This window comes from Coleofasciculus sp. E1-EBD-02, assembly GCF_040218245.1.
Taxonomy (GTDB): Bacteria; Cyanobacteriota; Cyanobacteriia; order Cyanobacteriales; family Coleofasciculaceae; genus Coleofasciculus.
On sequence record NZ_JAVJQN010000023.1, the window covers coordinates 1 to 17,444 of the forward strand.

Below are 17,444 nucleotides of genomic sequence, written 5' to 3' on the forward strand. Positions count from 1 at the left end.
ACAAGAAAAGGGTTTTGTGGACAGGTTCTTATTTTGTCTCTAGCTGCGGTGGCGTTACAATAGAAAGGCTTAAGGTCTACATCCAAGAGCAAGAATGTCCTGATTCATCCCATCGCGCTCAAGCGAGGGTCTTCTCAGGACAGGAAGGATAACTGTAAGGGTAGCGTAATAGTTTTTAGCCAGGTGGCTGTAAAAATAGTTTACCGCTAGGATGGCGTTGCTCCCTCCTGATTAAAGGCGGCTGATCGGTGCGCGATCGCGGGGTTGTCAATCCAGCGAGAGCCTTCTCAAACGCAGACGATTTGTTGTCTTTTGATACGGGATGGGGAGCTTTCGGACATCCTAACCGTTGAAAAATTGCTGATTAGTAGTGGCGTGGCACACCTTAGCAAGATGAATTAGAATTACGCCCGGAAACTGTAGGGGCGCAAAGACTTGCGCCCGATTCAATGATAAAATCTATTCCACAATTTTAGCTGTGCCACGCCAGTAGGTTGGGTTGACGCCAGGAAACCCAACAGCATCTAGGGCGAAAGCCCTTACTACAAGCTCGTTACATTTGTTCATATTTCTTTGATTTTATCGGGTTTATTGGTTACAGACTCTAAGGAAACGTATAGTTTTATCAGGTCATCCAAAAAAAGCGATCGCGTCTTAACGGCTATGGAAACCAGTGATTTTACTCAGTCCTCGTCCACTCCCTCATCCCCAGACAAACCCCTGCCCAGAATCAAGATTTTGACCATGTTCCGCCTGGGTTTATTCCAGATGGGGTTAGGGATTATGGCGATTCTCACCTTGGGTATCCTCAACCGGGTGATGATTAGCGAACTCGGAATTAATCCAGCTTATGCCACAGGAGTTTTAGCCATGCATCAACTGGTTGCCCCGGCTAGAATTTGGTTTGGTCAACTTTCTGATGCTAAACCCCTCTTTGGATATCACCGCAGTGGTTATGTTTGGCTGGGCACCGCCGGATTTACGATCGCGGCTTTTCTGGCGGTTCAGGTGATGTGGCAACTGGGTGCAGCAGTACAAACGGCTGGAGGTTGGACATTAAATACCGAGATATTAGGCTGGACAGGGGTATTGGCATTAATTTTCACCCTCTATGGCTTAGCCCTGAGTGCCAGTTCTACCCCATTTACCGCTATGCTGGTGGATGTTTCGGATGAGGACAATCGCTCCAAGTTAATTGGCACAACCTGGTCAATGCTGATGGTGGGTATTATTATTGGCGGGATTACTGGGGGACTCTTGCTCAACAGCCTTGATCCGGCAGAAACCGCCTCACAGGTTAGTGCAGAGGTTTTGTCATCACCCTTAGCCACATTACAGACTCCCCTCAACCGTCTGTTTATCATCGTGCCACTGGTGGTTATCGGATTAACCCTGCTGGCAACTCTGGGAATTGAGAAAAAATACTCCCGCTACGCTTCCCGTTCTAGTTTAGTGGAACGAGAAGACCAAGTTACCTTGGGTAGAGCGCTGAAAGTGTTAACCGCAAGTCGCCAAACGGGTTTATTTTTCACCTTTTTACTGGTGATGACGATTAGCCTGTTTATGCAGGAAGGCGTGTTAGAACCTTATGGCGCTGATGTCTTTGGTATGCCCATTGGCGAAACCACTCGGCTCAACTCCTATTGGGGGTTAGGCACATTAATTGGTGTGAGTACCACAGGCTTTTTAGTCGTGCCTCATATCGGTAAACAAAATACGACGAAATTGGGGTGTCTATCCGTAGCCATTAGCTTCTGCCTGATTATTCTAGCCGGATTTACGCAACAGGGGGAGATTTTGAAGCTAGCGATGCTGTTATTTGGTCTAGCGGCGGGAATCACCACGACGGGAGCATTAAGTCTGATGCTGGATCTGACGGCGGCGGAAACAGCGGGAACCTTTATCGGTGCGTGGGGATTATCTCAAGCGATGGCGCGGGGGTTAGCTACCTTTATCGGCGGTTGGGTGTTGTCCATTGGAGAAACCCTGTTTACCGCACCTGTGCTAGCTTATGGTTTGGTATTTGCCTTGCAAGCCATAGGCATGATTGCCGCGATTTGGTTTTTGGGACGAGTAGACGTGCAAGAATTCCGGGATAATACCAAGCAAGCGATCGCGACGGTTATGGAAAACGATTTAGACGGGTAATATTGTAGGGGCGGGTTTCACCATTATTGTTTTGGATTGACCCAGATGTAACGAAACCCGCCCTGACCTAGTTTTGAGGGTAACCATTTCTATCCAGGGACTCTGGATGAGGGATTATATGGATGTTTGATAAATGAAGGAATTTTGGGCGTCTGTACTTGACTTTGCTAAAGAGATTACTAACCATGTTGGTAGCCAACTACTGCCTGATTTTCGCCAGGTACAGGCGTCGCAGAAAGCGGATGGGAGTTTGGTGACAAAAGCGGATCATTGGGCGGATGAGACAATTCGTCGGGCGATCGCGTCTCGGTTTCCTAGCCACGGAATCTTAAGTGAGGAAGGGGAACATCGGTTTCCTGATACGGAGTGGTGTTGGATTATCGATCCCTTAGATGGTACGACTAACTTTACACGAGGCATTCCGATTTGGGGGATCTCTCTGGGTTTGCTGTATCATGGCACACCAGTGTTTGGATATGTTCATTTTCCCCCCATTGGGCAATCCTTTCATGGCTTTTGGGCGGGGGAATCGGGATTAACCGATATTATTTCTGCCGCGTTTATGAATGAGTTTTCCATCCACAGTAGTCCGGATGAACTCAGTAATAATCACTTTTTCAACCTTTGCTCTCGCAGTACCTCCCTCTTACAGCAACCCTTCCCCTGTAAAATTCGCATGTTAGGGGTTGCCAGTTATAACTTCATCACCGTTGCTACAGGCGCGGTGCTTGGCGGGATGGAAGCAACACCCAAGATTTGGGATATTGCTGGGGCGTGGGTGATTGTGAAAGCCGCAGGTGCGGTTTGGGTGTCGTTGGAATCCGACCCAATTTTTCCGTTGAAAGCAGGTCAAGATTACGGTGGGCGATCGTTTCCCACGCTGATTGTTAGCCGTGCTGAATTAGTGGATGTGTTTAAATCTTATATCCAACAGAATTAGAATTAGCTCCCCTAGCCAGACGTTCCGCCGGAGTAGAGACGTAGCATGCTACGTCTCTACAACCCCCTCTCCCCATCACCCCTAAAATCTTGGCTAGAACCTTGATGATCACTCTACCGAGAGGTCATTATGGAAGCGTCAATGCGTTACAGCGATCGCTCCTAGCCATTTGCTACTGTACAGATTAATCCGGCTACAGGGAAAGGGCAGATCGTGATCAGTGGTGACATCGGGAAAGTTAAACCTAGCCCAAGGGTGCAACCAAACGGTACTCAAGGTAATACGGGAAGGAAGCGGCTTCTCGACCAGTAGCAGGGTATCAACGTTGAAAGGCTCACGAATAGGAGTTTTTTACGCAAGCCCCCACGATGGCGATTGCCCTCGTTACCAGAATAAAAAATAGGGGTCTGGGGGTAAGGACGGGCTAAAGCCGCTTAATTGGGTGTTTTCCCTTCCCGTCCTTAGCCAGGTTTTTTGAGAGTATTATGGAGCAATAGAGATTTACCATGTCTTACGACCAAGAAAAACAGGTAGCTATTGAGGCGGCGCTGACAGCAGCCAAACTCTGTGAGCAAGTTCGCCAAGAACAGGTGACTGAAGCGATGGAAAAGAGCGATAAGAGTCCTGTCACAGTGGCGGATTTGGGTTCCCAGGCGGTTATCTGCCGAGCGTTAGCGATGGCGTTTCCTGATGACCTCGTGGTGGGTGAAGAAGATGCGTCCCAGTTGCGTCAACCCGAAATGGCTGATCAACTGAATCGGGTAAGTCACTACGTCAAGTCTGTCGTTGGTGATGCGACACCGGATCAGGTATTGGACTGGATTGATCGCGGCAATAGTCAGATTGGGGGGCGCTATTGGACATTAGACCCCATCGATGGCACAAAAGGGTTTCTGCGTCAAGACCAATATGCCGTAGCTTTAGCGCTAGTAGAACTGGGTGAAGTGAAACTCGGTGTTCTGGTGTGTCCCGCCCTACCCATTTCCTCTCATGAACCGGATGGAGAAAAGGGTGTCCTCTTCGTCGCGGTACGGGGTCAGGGTGCAACCATGGTTCCCATCTCTGGCGGAGAACCTCAGCCGATTCAGGTGACAAAGGCTGATAGTCAGGAGGCGATGCGCTTTGTCGAGAGTGTGGAATCCGGTCACGGGGATCACTCACGACAGGATGCCGTTGCCAAAGCCGTAGGCATTACCTCACCTTCGTTGCGGATGGATTCTCAAGCCAAGTATGGCGCAGTCGCGTCGGGGCGTGCATCGCTTTACCTGCGTTTGCCATCACCCAAGTCTCCAGACTACCGGGAAAAGATTTGGGATCATGCGGCGGGAACGATTGTGGTTGAGGAAGCTGGCGGACGAGTGACCGATATGCACGGGAAAGCCCTCAACTTTTCTCTCGGTGCCAAACTGTCTGATAATCAGGGGGTCATTGTCAGCAATGGTGTGATTCACGATACCGTGCTGGACGCCTTGCGGGAAACGGCGAGCGTGTAAAGAGGGTGCCAATCTAACCATTGTCAGTGATCAAAAAGGGAAAAGGTTAAACCTTTTCCCTTGAACCTATCCCTCACAACCTTGAGTCAAGCGCCTTAATTGTCAGCATTGATTTCAACAGTTGACCCAGAATGACTCACCAACGGTTCTTCAATCAGTTGATCTAGACCCGCAAAGTTCAAGGCAGATTGCCAATTTTCTTGAACTTGAGGATCATCGGAATCCTGACGTAACTGAGCCAATCTACCTGTTGCATCCATCCAGAAGCCATATTCAGCGAAAATAGCTGGCTTTTCCCGTTCTGATGCATTGGCTAACTTTTGAGCAAGTTCAGTTTCTGGAGAAACACGCTCAACCCACCCTTCGACAGTCAAATTTCCAGAAGCATCACCCCCCTCCTCACAACTGAGGGAAAATACCCACTGGTATTTTTCCGATTCCTTGAGGAGTTCCTCCTCCTCTGTCATCGGTTCTGGCAGAGTGAACATGACAATTCCTGGCGTTTTGTTTAGAGAAACCGTTTCGTGATAAACAATCCCTTTATCTTGACTCAGCAATGCAAATTCTGCTTCTTTGGCTTGAGTCTCACCGACATAAACCAAGAACGTTGGATTGGGCTGTACAGTCACTTCAACTGGAACTGTGTTTTTTTCTGAGGTTTCTGGTACTAATGGTGTGACTTCGACTTTTTCTCCATAACACATACCCGAACCTCGCGAGAACCCTGGAGTTCTCCACCGAGACGCTCGAATTCTTCGGTTGCGAAATCGCAGACCTTTATTTCCAGCGAAGAGGGTTTCTGAAGGCTTCTGATGATTTTGACTGGAAGAATTTGGTTTGAATCCAGCGATCGCCATAGCACTGGCACTCATTACCAATCCGACAGACAACATCAGGGAAAACGTTTTCAGATAGATAGAGGGCTTTTTCATTTTACTTTTTGCCAATGGCAGGTCTTGAGACAAATCTAGCCTTATCCTTATTCTGGTCTGTAGAAACGTTCCGAGAGAACGTCTCTAGCTGGGGAAAAGAGAATCTGCTTTTCCCGGATCTACATCATTATCCTGGCAGACATTAGGATTTGGAGTTGAAATTTATAGCAGTAGACACATCGATTAGGACTTTCGGAACCATTGTAGAGACGCGCCATGGCGCGTCTCTTGTCAACTTACTCAGGACTATTAACGGGACGTCCTGCAACGAGATTCTCTAATCCCACAGATGCAAGGAGATCTTTCCAATCCGCTTGAACTTGAGGATTATTCGGATAACGCTCTCGCAATTCTGCTAGTGAACTCACCGCCTCTGTCCAAATGCCATGATCCACAAAGACTTTCGGTTGCTCAATGTCTGGGGTTTTGGCTAACTCTTGCTTGAGAGACTCTTCTTTGGCAATTCGCTTCACCCAGCCTTCTGCTGTAGGATTTTGACTCCAATCATTCTTATCGCAAGGAATGGTTACAAACCAATTGTAGGTTTGATCCACTTGTAACAACTTATTCTCTGGATCAGACGGATCGGACTCTGGGATGCTAATGCTGACAATTCCGGGAGTTTTATTTTCTAGAGAAATGGTTGTTTCATAAACAACCTCATCCCTGTTTTCAGTCATCAGCGTAAACACGGCTTCCTCTGCTTCAGTCTCGGTGATATGAACTAAGAACGTTGGAGTTTGCTCAACTGTCAATTCAACCGGGATTTCTTCAGTGGTGGATGATTCTTGGGGATCGTCTGGTAACTCCTTACTTTGAAGTTGCGGTAATAATGCGGTTACGTTAACTTGTTTTTCTTGATCCCCGATTTTGCAGACTCCCCGCGAGAACCCTCCGGTTCTGCGCCGAGAGGCTCGCATCCTCCGCCGCCGGAAGCGTAGACCTTTATTCCCTGCGACTAACGTTTCTGAAAGCTTCTGATTGTCCTGATTGGGTGAACTCGGTTTGAGACCAGCAATTGCCATGGCACTGGCACTCATCACTAATCCCAGAGACAACATCAGGGAAAACGTTTTAAGATATGTAGAGGACTTTTTCATTTTACTCCTTGCCAATGGCAGTAATGGATACAATTTTAAGTAACGCGGTAGTAGAGAGCTAGAGCGAAGTCTGTGTATTCATCTAGGGTATTCATTTACAGAGCAACTCCTCTCTATTCAGCCAAGTTTCCGGTTCTAGCTGTAAAGTTGACGTGACGCTAAACCAGGTTACCTCATTTTTTTATTTATAGCGACTCAGCTAAGGTGATCGGCAATGAGCCTATTCACCGTCTAAGCTGGCTTTGTGTCCAATTTAAACCCCATGACAGCAATAAACTGACAGGGTAATATATTATATACTAATATTCTATCTGATTCGTCTGTAAACTCTAGTATCATTACAGTTCTTTAAAAAAAGTGATTAATATCTGGAGAAACTTTGAAAGTGGCTATAGTGTTTTAACTTCACGTTAATTTATATTAAGTTTGATTATCCGAATCCAAGGTTCAAAATTCAAAAAAACTGCGTAAAGTAGGCGTTGTCAGTGAATTAACCCTCAGGGAAACAGGAGGCAATACCAAGATGATTTCTGAAATGCGTTCATTTTTCACGCAACATCCCGTAGGTAAGGGAATCATGGCATTTGGCGGCACAGTCGTTCTGACGAGTGTTGTCGTTACAGGGGTGATTGTGGGACTGCGACAATTGGGAGCGTTAGAAGGCTCTGAATTGAAAGCTTACGACCAACTCGTGCGATCGCGTCCTGAATCTGAGCCAAGCGATCGCGTGTTAGTCGTGGGGATTAGCGAAGAGGATATCCGTAAATATAACGCAGATCCCATATCCGACGCGACCTTAGCTGCGGTTCTACAGAAGCTAGCAGAGGCTCAACCCCGTGTAATCGGTATTGACATTGGACGAGATATTATTATTGGCGAAGGTCGTGAGGATTTAATTCAGGTTATTGAGCAAAACGATAACATCGTTGCCGCCTGCGTCATGAGTTCCGCAACTGAACCCGGAACGCCACCTGCTCCCGGAGTTCCTCTAGAACGGGTTGGTTTTGCGGATATGCAGCTTGATCGGGATCAAGTTATCCGCCGCACGGCATTAGTTTCATTTCCGCCGTTTGTGGAACCACTTCCAGAAAATCCCCATCTGTGTCAAGATCCCGATAACCTACTCTATTCCTTACCGTTTCAGTTAGCTCTATCCTATCTGGAAAAAGAGGGAATCGAAGAAGAATTAACCACCCCAGAGGAATTCATCAAGTTGGATTCCACGATCTTCCTTCCTCTAGAAGAGCAATCAGGTAACTATAGTTACACAGGTGCGCTTGACTACCAAATCATGATCAATTGGTCAGGTGAAAATCCTATTGAGCAAGTCACCGTAACTGATGTATTGGAAGGTAACGTTACTCCTAATCTTATTACAGACCGTGTGGTTGTAGTTGGATACACAGCAAGCTCGGTTAATGACGATTTTGCTACACCCTTTAGTGCAGCCGCTCAGGATCGAGTGTTAATGCCTGGGGTAGTCCTTCATGCTCAAGTTGTCAGTCAAATCCTGAGTACCGTTTTAGAGGGTCGCCCCTTAATTTGGTATTGGTCACAGGGGAGTGAAATTCTCTGGATTTTTCTCTGGTCAGTTGTCGGTGGAACCCTGGCTTGGAAAATTCGCCGTCCTTGGATTCTGATTCCCGTTGTGATTGTAGCGGGTGGTATTGTGTATGGTATTTCCTATGCTTTATTCGTCCAACAGTCGGGATGGATACCATTAGTACCACCAGTCGTCGGGTTAGTCTTAAGCACCTTTAGTGTTGTTATTCTTGACCGCTACGGTCAAGTTGTGGCTAAAACCGTTAAAAAACTGCTGAGAATTAACATTGAAATCGACGAAACGCAAAAAGAAGAGCAAGTCGCCCAAATCACAGAAACTGATAGCTTTCAAGACATTCAGATCAGAGCTGATCAGCTCAGACGTCGCCGCCAAATCACCAAGCCTAAAACCTATAATAATACAGTCACGGATCAAGTAGACCTAAATTGGGAAGAGGTTCCAGAACTCGGTCAATATCAACAAGTACTGCAACGAGCGAGAGTATTAAGACATCAGCTAAACCGGGTGGAGGATCAACGAGACGAGGTTGAAGAGGTTGATCATTCAACGAACGGTTCGTCCGGGACAATGCCAACGGTTAAAAAACAAGCATTTAATCCAGAAGACGAAAGTTATCTCTCACAATTACAAAGTCGGGGAAGACGGATGAGAAACAGATAAACAATGAACCAGGAACAACGAAGGATTCTCTTAAAACTTGCTGCCAAGGTATCCCAAGATCCTTTACTCTTGCGGAAACTCAGCGATCGAGTGTATCAGCTTATGCAAGAGGATTTACGGAAGCAACGCGAACGCTATAAAAACTACAGAAGGTTACTATAAATGGCTGACAATGGTAATATTACCCACGAACTTAACTACGTCACCGCTAATCGATTTTATATCGAAATCGAAAGTCAGATTACGGCTTCATTTAGCGAGTGTTCTGGGTTAGGAGTTCAGATTGATAAAGAAGTCTATTTTGAGGGAGGAGTCAACGAACAGCAACGCATCTTTCTCAAGCAAGCCAAATTTGATGATGTGACTCTAAAGCGGGGGATTACCGAAGATTTAGTGTTTTGGGATTGGATTAACAAAACGCTCAATCCCGGTAAAAAAGAACGGCGCAATGTCAACATTTTGGTCTTTAATCAAGCCGGAGAAACCATGCAATGTTGGACATTAATCGGTGCGATTCCAGTCGGTTGGAAAACGCCAGCCTTACAAGCGAGTTCTAGCACCGTGGCGATTGAGGAATTAACCCTTGCTTATGAAGGCTTAAAGGTTGTCGCCGAGCAAGGTGGCGGCGGTGCTAGTACCAATTTACAACGTGCTAACACTGGCTATTTCCCCAGCAATTAACTAGATCAATTGGTGGGAAAAAGTAAACTTAATGGTGAGAATCGTCATTTGTCATTTGTCATTTGTAAGGGTTTGAGGAATATTGACAAAAGTTGGGTATTTCCACCAACTTACTTAGAGACGTGCCATGGCACGTTTTGAAGGACAGGTTTAGGAAGAATGTCACTGACTTAAGGCTGGTGGGTTTCGACTTCGCTCAACCCACCCTACGGTATATCAAGGGTTTTGGCACTCCCTAAATGAAATGCTTATTTTAGTGCCATTCGGTTTAGGAATGTTCGTGATAATTGTACCTCAAACTTGCTCTGACTAAATTTTAAGCTTAAAAAAATTGATGAAATTTTCAGAACTATCACTGGGGATAAAAAAGCCATTACTGTCAGCTAAACCTCTTGGACAAATGACTGGTAAATTGCCCCCTCTAGGGCTATTGGCTAACTCAACTGTTCATAACTTAGACATACTTTCTTCCACGGGTAGAACTGTATTAGCGGCTATCTCTCAAACAGAGGAAAAGGAATCTGTCAGGTTGGCAGAAAATGCTCAAGCTAACGATGGCGTTGGATTGAGGAACGACACCCAACGGTCAAGTATTCCCAGAAACCGGGTTTCTGGTGAGGACAACAACGAAATATCGGCATTTTACCCAAAGGTTAATCAAGCCAAATCTTTTCCACAACTTCCTTTGAGTTGGCAAGACTTAAACACCCTAATTTATTTAGGTCAATTTCATAGTTTAGGTCGGTCTTCTCTTCAATCTTTGCAGGTGTTAAACCTTACTTTTGAAACTTCAATCGATCAGGAATTAGCTGAATTGTCCTTAAGTCGTTCTGAGAATGATCAGAATCGTTTACCTGAGTTAAGTTTCTCACGATTGAATTCAATTGCTTTAGACAAGAGTCATTCAAATTTACATCTAGATAGTCAATCCTCTAGTCAAACTACACCAACCTCTTGGGAGAGTTTGGCTGAATTAATTGGTGAAGATAGTCCGGCTTCTAGCCAGGATAGGGATGATGAAAGCATCGAAGGGTTCATGTTTACCCCAGAAGGATTTCGTCCTATTTATGCTAATCCGAGAAAAACATCTGGTGATGTGGCAGATTCAATTGAAGCGGAAGCAAAAACAGTTTCTGAAACCGATCAAACTTCTAGAGTAACGGTTCAACCTTCATCAACAGTCGTTCCATCCTCCCAATCAACCGAACCGGAACTCGTCAGTGAATCTAATTTGCGGATGTTGGCACAGGAAGTCTACAAGTTAGTCCGACAGCGTTTGCAAATTGATCGAGAACGTTATCGTCGTTAAGCTTTTTATAACATGGAATTATAAACTATAATGATTTAATCAAAAACAATCTATAGCTGATACTAGATTTAGGTTAACTGCCTCCGCTTTTATAGAGGGAAATCAGAGAAAACAATGGTAAAATCAAGGAAACTAAAATGGAGCAAATCAGTAAATATCGCTTAAATTCAAAGCTGAAACTGATACTAATCGGGGGTTTAGTTGTTTTTCTGATTATTGCCAACAAACATTTCAACATTCGGGAACTTTTGCAAACCGCCTTACATTGGGTTGAAAGTCTTGGTGTCTTAGCGCCCATTGTATATATAATTATCTACAACCTAGCAACAGTACTATTTATTCCGGGTTCCCTCTTGACCCTAAAAGGAGGTTGCTTGTTCGGCTTGTTTTGGGGTTCAATCTATGTCACGATCGCAGCAATGTTTGGCGCCATTTTTGCTTTCCTAATTGGACGCTATCTCTCGCGGGATTGGGTTTGTAAACAGATTGAACATCATCCCAAATTCAAAGCGATTAATCAAGCGGTGAAGAGAGAAGGATGGAAAATTGTCCTGCTGACTCGCCTTTCTCCTATCTTTCCGTTCAACCTACTCAATTACCTATTTGGTGTTACCCAAGTTTCTATCAAAGACTATGTTTTGGGTTCCATTGGGATGATTCCAGCTACCTTGGTATACGTTTATATCGGTTCCCTGGCTAGCAATTTAGCCACAGTCAATATGTCTAATCAACCTACCACACAGGAAACTCAAATCGCTAAATGGGTGATTCGGATAATTGGCTTAATGGCGACGATTGCGGTAACGGTCTACCTAGCCCATCTTGCTAAAAAAGCTTTAGATGAAACTGTTGTATAGCGCTACGCGCCAGGCAATGGGCAATAGGCAATCGCAAACCCCGAATAGGGGTGCGGACATCTTCACGTTGATACCCCAAGAAATCATTGTGCCAGGGAATCGCCTACAGAAATTAAACGAGGTTTTTGATTGGTTATGAATGACTTAATTCAGCAAACGGTAATTCTTGGCGGTGGGTTTACCGGACTGTTTACTGCTATACATTTAAGCCGTTCAAATTATCCGCGCTCAGTTATTCTTATCGATCGCGAAGAACGGTTTCGCTTTAAACCCCTTCTCTATGAGTATTTCAGCGGTCAAATGGAGGAACCAGAGGTTATGCCTCGTTTTGAGGAGTTACTTGACGGTAGCGGCGTGACATTCGTGCAAGATGCGGTGCAAACTATTGACCTGCACCAGAATCGAGTTACCTTAGCCTCAGGGACATCTTGCCCTTACAGTAATTTGGTCTTAGCTTTAGGCAGTGTCACGGGCTATTTTGGCGTTGAGGGGGCAAAGGAGAATGCTTTGCCATTTCGGGAAGGAAAAGACGCGATCGCACTAGATCAGCGTTTACGGGAATGCCTGATCCAAGCGATGCAAACCCCAGACAGGGAAGAACGCCGCAAACTGTTAACCGTTGTCATTATCGGGGGCGGTCCGACGGGAGTAGAATTAGCCGCCACGTTAGCCGATTTGCTGCCACCTTGGTATGAGGCAATGGGGGGTCAACCCCAAGAAATTCGGGTGGTACTGCTCAATCGTGGAGCCGAAATTCTCAAAGGTGATATTAATGATCCCCTGCGGGACACAGCATACGAGGAGTTGCAAAACCGTGCGGTTAAGGTGGAATTGCTGACCGAGGCACAAGCGACTGCTGTTCGCCCGGATTCCTTGGACTATGAACAGGGGGATAAGGTGGAAACGTTACCCGCCGCAACGATTGTGTGGACAGCCGGAACTTCAACCCATCCTTTAATTAAGGACTTGCCTATTGCTGAGGAAAAGCGCGATCGCAAAGGTCGTCCGTTGGTCAAACCAACCCTGCAACTGTTAGAGTTTCCCGACGTTTTCGCTGGCGGTGATTGCGCGGCTGTGGAAGACCAATCCCTCCCACCGACAGCACAGGTGGCGCATCAACAAGGAGACGCGATCGCGTCTAATCTCCAGGCTTTAGCCAAAGGTAGAGAACCTAAGCCTGCTGACGTTAACATTCGAGGCACGCTAATGAAACTAGGGTTAGAAGAGGCGGCGGCAAACATCTCTAATCAGGTTGAGGTGGATGGCGAAATCGGACACCTAATTCGCCAAGGCACTTATATGAATATCTTGCCCACACCCCTACGGGATTTGAAGTTGACAGCGAAATGGTTCACAGAGGAAGTGTATCAGCAATATTTAGAACCCAAAGTAACCGGAAAAACCGCGAAAGTGGTGGCGGGTGCTGTTGTAGGTACGCTGATTGCCAGAAAGTTGCTCAAAGCATTAGGGGATGAGAATAAAAAGTGAATGTCAAAAACCTGAAGGTGAGGAAGTTTTGAGTGTTGATTGTGTAGGGGCGGGTTTTACCATTAACAGTTTTTGTCACCCAGATATGACTAAACCCGCCCCGACGTTTGACCCTTCACTGGAAGCGGTATCTCTGGCACGAAATTGTCAACGATACAGTCGGCGGTACTAACCTCACGGTTTCCTATTGTCCCCTGTGCGATACCATTGTAGTCTTTGAGCGGGGGAACACCACTTACGGGGTATCGGGTAAGTTGTATCAAAGTTGCCTAGTGATGTGCGATCACGCTGATGATACCCTGTATGTACAACCCTGGGCGCTTGGTGTCGTGGGTGCAAACGTCAACCGTTCTCTAGACAGGCTTCCCGCCGTTACAACCCCACTTGGCGACTAGCCTAGCCGAGTATCCTGTATTTTTTGCAGGTGAACAAAACTATGAATCCCCAAAAAACTAAATGGTGGCAAAAAAGTGTAATCTACCAAATCTATCCTCTCACCTTTGCTGATGCCAATGGAGATGGTAAAGGAGACCTGAAAGGCATTATTCGTCGGTTAGATTACCTGAATGATGGCAATCCCGACAGTCAAATCTCATTAGGAGTTGATGCGATTTGGCTCTCCCCGATTAACCAATCACCGATGATTGATAATGGGTACGATGTAAGTGATTATCGCGATATCTGTCCTACCTTTGGCACATTAGCCGATTTTGAGATGCTTTTAAACGAAGCCCATCAACGCGGCATCAAAGTGATTATGGACTTAGTGATTAATCACACCTCAAATCAACACAATTGGTTTATCGAATCGAGTTCCAGCCGAGATAATCCCAAAAGCGATTGGTATTTATGGCAAGATCCCGCCCCGGATGGTGGAGTTCCCAACAACTGGCTTTCCTATTTCGGAGGAAGCGGGTGGACTTTTAATCAACAACGCGGTCAATATTATTACCACACGTTTAATTACAATCAACCTGATGTTAACTGGAGAAATCCAGAAGTTAAAGCCGCTATCTATGACATGCTCCGGTTTTGGCTGGATAAAGGGGTGGATGGCTTTAGACTGGATGCGTCGAGTGTGTATAGTAAAGACCAATACTTTCGCGATAATCCGATGAAATTTGGGGCAACGGATAGAAATGACTACAATAACCAACATCACCTTTACAATAAAAACCTTGCCGAAAACCATCAAATCATTAAGGAGATCCGGAACCTAATAGATGAGTATGACGACCGAGTGATTCTTGGTGAAACCTTCATCGATAATCGTCTTTATGATTCCATCGTTTTTTATGGGGTAAACAATGATGAACTTCATTTACCCTTCACCTTTGAATTTGCCTTTAGTCCTTGGTATCCTGCCTATCTGCAACAAGAAATTGAAAAGAAAGAACTTTTGACTCCAGCAGGTGCTTCGCCCACCTACTTCTTAGATAATCACGATATTCCCCGACATTTATCGCGCTGGATTGAATGTAGTCTCTGCACGAATCCCAAAGCCATTGCCAAAGCTGCCGCTACCATATTATTGACAGTTCGAGGGACTCCTCTTTTGTATTACGGTCAGGAAGTTGGCATGGTTAATCATCTCAATATTCCCCCAGAAAAAGCCAGGGATAAAGCTGTCGCTAATCCTCAAAGTGGTGAATCTGTACCGTCGCGGGATGGTGCGAGGACGCCGATGCAATGGGATGATTCGGCACAAGCAGGGTTTAGTTTTGGCAAAGATGTTGAACCTTGGTTACCTGTTAACGAAAACTATCTGGACGTGAATGTTGAAAATAAACTGAAGCAAGATGATTCAATTTTTAATTTCTATAAATCGTTACTACGAGTCCGCAAAAACAGCGAAGCGTTACAGGTGGGACGTTGGCGAACTCTGATTTATTATCCTTACGAGCATTTAGCCTACCTGAGAGAAACGGAACATGAGAGCGTGTTGATTTTAATTAACTTCTCCTATGAAAAAGATTTAGGATTGGATGAATCCATCGAAATCCCAATGTGGGAAGTTTTGCTATCCAATAAGCGGAAAACGGGCAAAATTATTGATTTACCCGAAAAGTTGCAACCTTTCGAGGTGTCTATCTTGAGAAAGTCATGAAACCTTTAGGGATAGTAGAGACGGTACCGTGGAACGTCTGGAAGCAAGGGGAGAAAAAATCGTAGGGGCGCAAAGACTTGCGCCCGATTCAATGGTCACTCCTGCGGTTGCTTATGGTGTGACGCGATCGCTGTGGTCTGCTGTTATTTTACACTGGCTGGCGGTAAATATTTGGTTATTTGTCTTCGGGGGAAGAGGCAAACTCCACGTCAAACAGACTGAGATTTTGCACGAGTCGCACTAACGTTTACGCCGATAGAGGTTATGAGGATTCGGATTGCTCAAGCATCGGATATTCCCGAATTAGCCAAACTGTATCAAGAAACGGTACTCGCGATCGCGCCTCAATTCTACTCTGATGCTCAAACCCATAGCTGGGCGTCGTTTGCTGAGGATAGGGTTGGGTTTCGGGAGTTCATTTTGTCAGGGACAACTTTTCTGGCGGTGGATGAAACCGGGATTCTCGGCTTTGCGGGAATAGCCAATAATGGTCATATTCTCTCAGCTTATGTGCGGCGCGATCGCATCCATCAAGGGATTGGTTCTCAGCTTATGGACATTCTCTTGGATTATGCTAAACGTCACAGGATTCAGCGCTTATATGCAGAAGCGAGTGAGTTTAGTTTGGGGTTGTTTAAAAGGTTTGGTTTTCAGGTTTATGATATGGAGATTGTCGAGCGTCAAGGGGTGGAGTTTCAGCGCTATTTGGTTGAACGATTTACCCTCATCCCTTAACTTTTTCAGCCTTGTATCGCAGGTACGCGGATTACGGTGCAGAGTTTGAGACAATAGGGCACGGCAATGCCGTACCCCTACGTTAGGGATAATTGATGGGGTAGAGGCACAATACTATCGTGCCCTAATCTAGCTGAATTCAACTGCCAAGAGTTGATCTAAAAGCAACAGCCAGCAACCGCAGATGGTAGGTGGGCAATGATTGCCCACCCTACTCAATCGCCTGTTGTAAGATTGCTTTATTCACCGACGGTTCAACGGTTTCCAGGGATGCAAGATTCGTCGCCAATAATTCCTCCACCATCGCATTCACCTTACCAGAGACACGATCACGCCAAGCCTGACGCTGTAGGGAATGTCCATCCTGCTTGCACCATTGTGCGATCGCATTAGATAAATCTTCTATCTTATTGGGTAACGGTTCAATCAACTCAGCCAACTCAGCCAACTCTTGAGGCGAAAAAAGCGATCGTTGATGCTGTAACAGTTCAATAAAAGCCACAACATTTTGTTCAGCAAATAACCGTGCGGCTTGTTGAACCACTTCCCCAGGCAAATCCAATCCTTCAGCAATCATCTCCCAACTCAAACCTAACTGCATTAGGCGGGGTATGGCTTTTAACTTGGCTTTTTGCTCACCTTCTTCTTGCGCTTCCTGATAAACCTTGGTTTGTTTGAGTTCACTTAACCCGAACATAGCTTGTATCTCCTCTCGGCTTTTTTGCGGTAATTTGTAAACGATGATTGTCTCGATTAAATCAATCAGATTCTGTTTAGTCGTCTCATCGGTTATCTGGACTTGGGCTTGTTCAATCAAGCGTCTGGCTTGTTCCGGGGCTGTCTTTTCCCTCTCAATCACTAGCTTAACAACATTAACCCCCAGAGAATCCGATGCCTCCTCTCCTAACTCATCTAAGTATATCCGAGTAACCCGGGTGAAAAGTTCCCTAAAGTGTAACGGTTGTTCCCTTTCAATCCGACGAGTGGGATAAATGACCACAACCCGCCATTGATGGGCAGGTTTGTATTGCTTCAGAAAAATAAACAGTTCCGTAAATACACGATAATATAAATTCTCATCCGGTTGAAACTGAACCTCGACCACATAAAAGGGTTCGTTTGATTGTTCATTCTTCGGCAGAAACAACCCATCGAGTCGAAATGACAGTTCCTTAATTTCACGGGATGTGAATTCATACATCTCGGCTTGTTCTGGGGATTGGTTGATCAGTTCAAAGAAGATACTGGGAAACCCTTTGAACAAGCGATAAAAAATGCTGTCAGTTTTCACGTTCTCCTTGGGCTTTCCATCACACAGTTGACGATTAATACTGTGTCACCCCAGAAGCGGAAAATTCCTATCACCACAATCTTGACAAATTTAACCAATTATGAGTTAAGCCAGGACAGACGACGCGATCGCACCTGTG

16 protein-coding genes and 1 pseudogene are annotated in these 17,444 nt (G+C 45.7%); 14 read left to right on the top strand and 3 right to left on the bottom strand.

The window, feature by feature from the left end:
* The 4 genes from RIC07_RS03910 to RIC07_RS03925 form a co-directional block, all read left to right on the top strand.
* Nucleotides 1-152: transposase (locus tag RIC07_RS03910; RefSeq protein WP_446393444.1), on the top strand; the 152-nt coding region annotated here is incomplete at its 5' end.
* 511 nt (nucleotides 153-663) lie between these two features.
* On the top strand, nucleotides 664-2,148 hold the full coding sequence (locus RIC07_RS03915; RefSeq protein WP_446393445.1) for a BCD family MFS transporter: 1,485 nt from the start codon (nucleotides 664-666) through the stop codon (nucleotides 2,146-2,148).
* Between the two features lie 133 nt (nucleotides 2,149-2,281).
* Nucleotides 2,282-3,088 carry an inositol monophosphatase family protein gene (locus RIC07_RS03920; RefSeq protein ID WP_446393364.1) on the top strand — a complete coding sequence of 269 codons (807 nt, stop codon included), beginning with the start codon at nucleotides 2,282-2,284 and terminating at the stop codon, nucleotides 3,086-3,088.
* A gap of 506 nt (nucleotides 3,089-3,594) precedes the next feature.
* A complete protein-coding gene (locus tag RIC07_RS03925) occupies nucleotides 3,595-4,581 on the top strand; it encodes a 3'(2'),5'-bisphosphate nucleotidase (protein WP_446393365.1) in 987 nt (328 codons plus the stop codon).
* Nucleotides 4,582-4,676: 95 nt separating this feature from the next.
* Here the strand turns inward: RIC07_RS03925 and RIC07_RS03930 are convergent, their stop codons facing one another.
* Both RIC07_RS03930 and RIC07_RS03935 read right to left on the bottom strand, forming a co-directional pair.
* Nucleotides 4,677-5,546, bottom strand: coding sequence for a DUF928 domain-containing protein (locus RIC07_RS03930; protein ID WP_446393366.1), 870 nt, complete (start codon nucleotides 5,544-5,546; stop codon nucleotides 4,677-4,679).
* A gap of 203 nt (nucleotides 5,547-5,749) precedes the next feature.
* On the bottom strand, nucleotides 5,750-6,613 hold the full coding sequence (locus tag RIC07_RS03935) for a DUF928 domain-containing protein (RefSeq protein WP_446393367.1): 864 nt from the start codon (nucleotides 6,611-6,613) through the stop codon (nucleotides 5,750-5,752).
* A gap of 523 nt (nucleotides 6,614-7,136) precedes the next feature.
* Here RIC07_RS03935 and RIC07_RS03940 point away from each other — a divergent pair.
* From RIC07_RS03940 to RIC07_RS03985, 10 genes and pseudogenes are all read left to right on the top strand, one after another.
* A complete protein-coding gene (locus tag RIC07_RS03940; protein ID WP_446393368.1) occupies nucleotides 7,137-8,837 on the top strand; it encodes a CHASE2 domain-containing protein in 1,701 nt (566 codons plus the stop codon).
* A 3-nt stretch (nucleotides 8,838-8,840) separates the two neighbouring features.
* Nucleotides 8,841-8,999 carry a hypothetical protein gene (locus RIC07_RS03945; RefSeq protein ID WP_446374613.1) on the top strand — a complete coding sequence of 53 codons (159 nt, stop codon included), beginning with the start codon at nucleotides 8,841-8,843 and terminating at the stop codon, nucleotides 8,997-8,999.
* Nucleotides 9,000-9,518, top strand: a complete 519-nt coding sequence (locus RIC07_RS03950; protein WP_446346802.1) for a phage tail protein — start codon at nucleotides 9,000-9,002, stop codon at nucleotides 9,516-9,518.
* 400 nt (nucleotides 9,519-9,918) lie between these two features.
* The gene (locus RIC07_RS03955) at nucleotides 9,919-10,827 is read left to right on the top strand and encodes a hypothetical protein (RefSeq protein ID WP_446393369.1); all 909 of its coding nucleotides are present in this window, start codon (nucleotides 9,919-9,921) and stop codon (nucleotides 10,825-10,827) included.
* A gap of 137 nt (nucleotides 10,828-10,964) precedes the next feature.
* Complete coding sequence (locus RIC07_RS03960) at nucleotides 10,965-11,684, top strand: TVP38/TMEM64 family protein (protein WP_446393370.1); 720 nt, start codon at nucleotides 10,965-10,967, stop codon at nucleotides 11,682-11,684.
* Between the two features lie 135 nt (nucleotides 11,685-11,819).
* Nucleotides 11,820-13,172, top strand: a complete 1,353-nt coding sequence (locus tag RIC07_RS03965) for an NAD(P)/FAD-dependent oxidoreductase (protein ID WP_446393371.1) — start codon at nucleotides 11,820-11,822, stop codon at nucleotides 13,170-13,172.
* Nucleotides 13,173-13,306: 134 nt separating this feature from the next.
* Nucleotides 13,307-13,564: pseudogene (locus tag RIC07_RS03970) on the top strand (DUF3179 domain-containing (seleno)protein); the annotation flags it as partial.
* Between the two features lie 44 nt (nucleotides 13,565-13,608).
* A complete protein-coding gene (locus tag RIC07_RS03975) occupies nucleotides 13,609-15,279 on the top strand; it encodes an alpha-glucosidase (protein WP_446393372.1) in 1,671 nt (556 codons plus the stop codon).
* Between the two features lie 28 nt (nucleotides 15,280-15,307).
* Nucleotides 15,308-15,523 (top strand): hypothetical protein, encoded by a 216-nt coding sequence (locus RIC07_RS03980; protein ID WP_446393373.1) that lies wholly within the window; start codon nucleotides 15,308-15,310, stop codon nucleotides 15,521-15,523.
* Nucleotides 15,524-15,543: 20 nt separating this feature from the next.
* Nucleotides 15,544-16,014 carry an N-acetyltransferase family protein gene (locus tag RIC07_RS03985; protein WP_446393374.1) on the top strand — a complete coding sequence of 157 codons (471 nt, stop codon included), beginning with the start codon at nucleotides 15,544-15,546 and terminating at the stop codon, nucleotides 16,012-16,014.
* A 211-nt stretch (nucleotides 16,015-16,225) separates the two neighbouring features.
* Here the strand turns inward: RIC07_RS03985 and RIC07_RS03990 are convergent, their stop codons facing one another.
* Nucleotides 16,226-17,305, bottom strand: coding sequence for an Rpn family recombination-promoting nuclease/putative transposase (locus tag RIC07_RS03990; protein WP_446393375.1), 1,080 nt, complete (start codon nucleotides 17,303-17,305; stop codon nucleotides 16,226-16,228).
* Nucleotides 17,306-17,444: the final 139 nt, after the last annotated feature.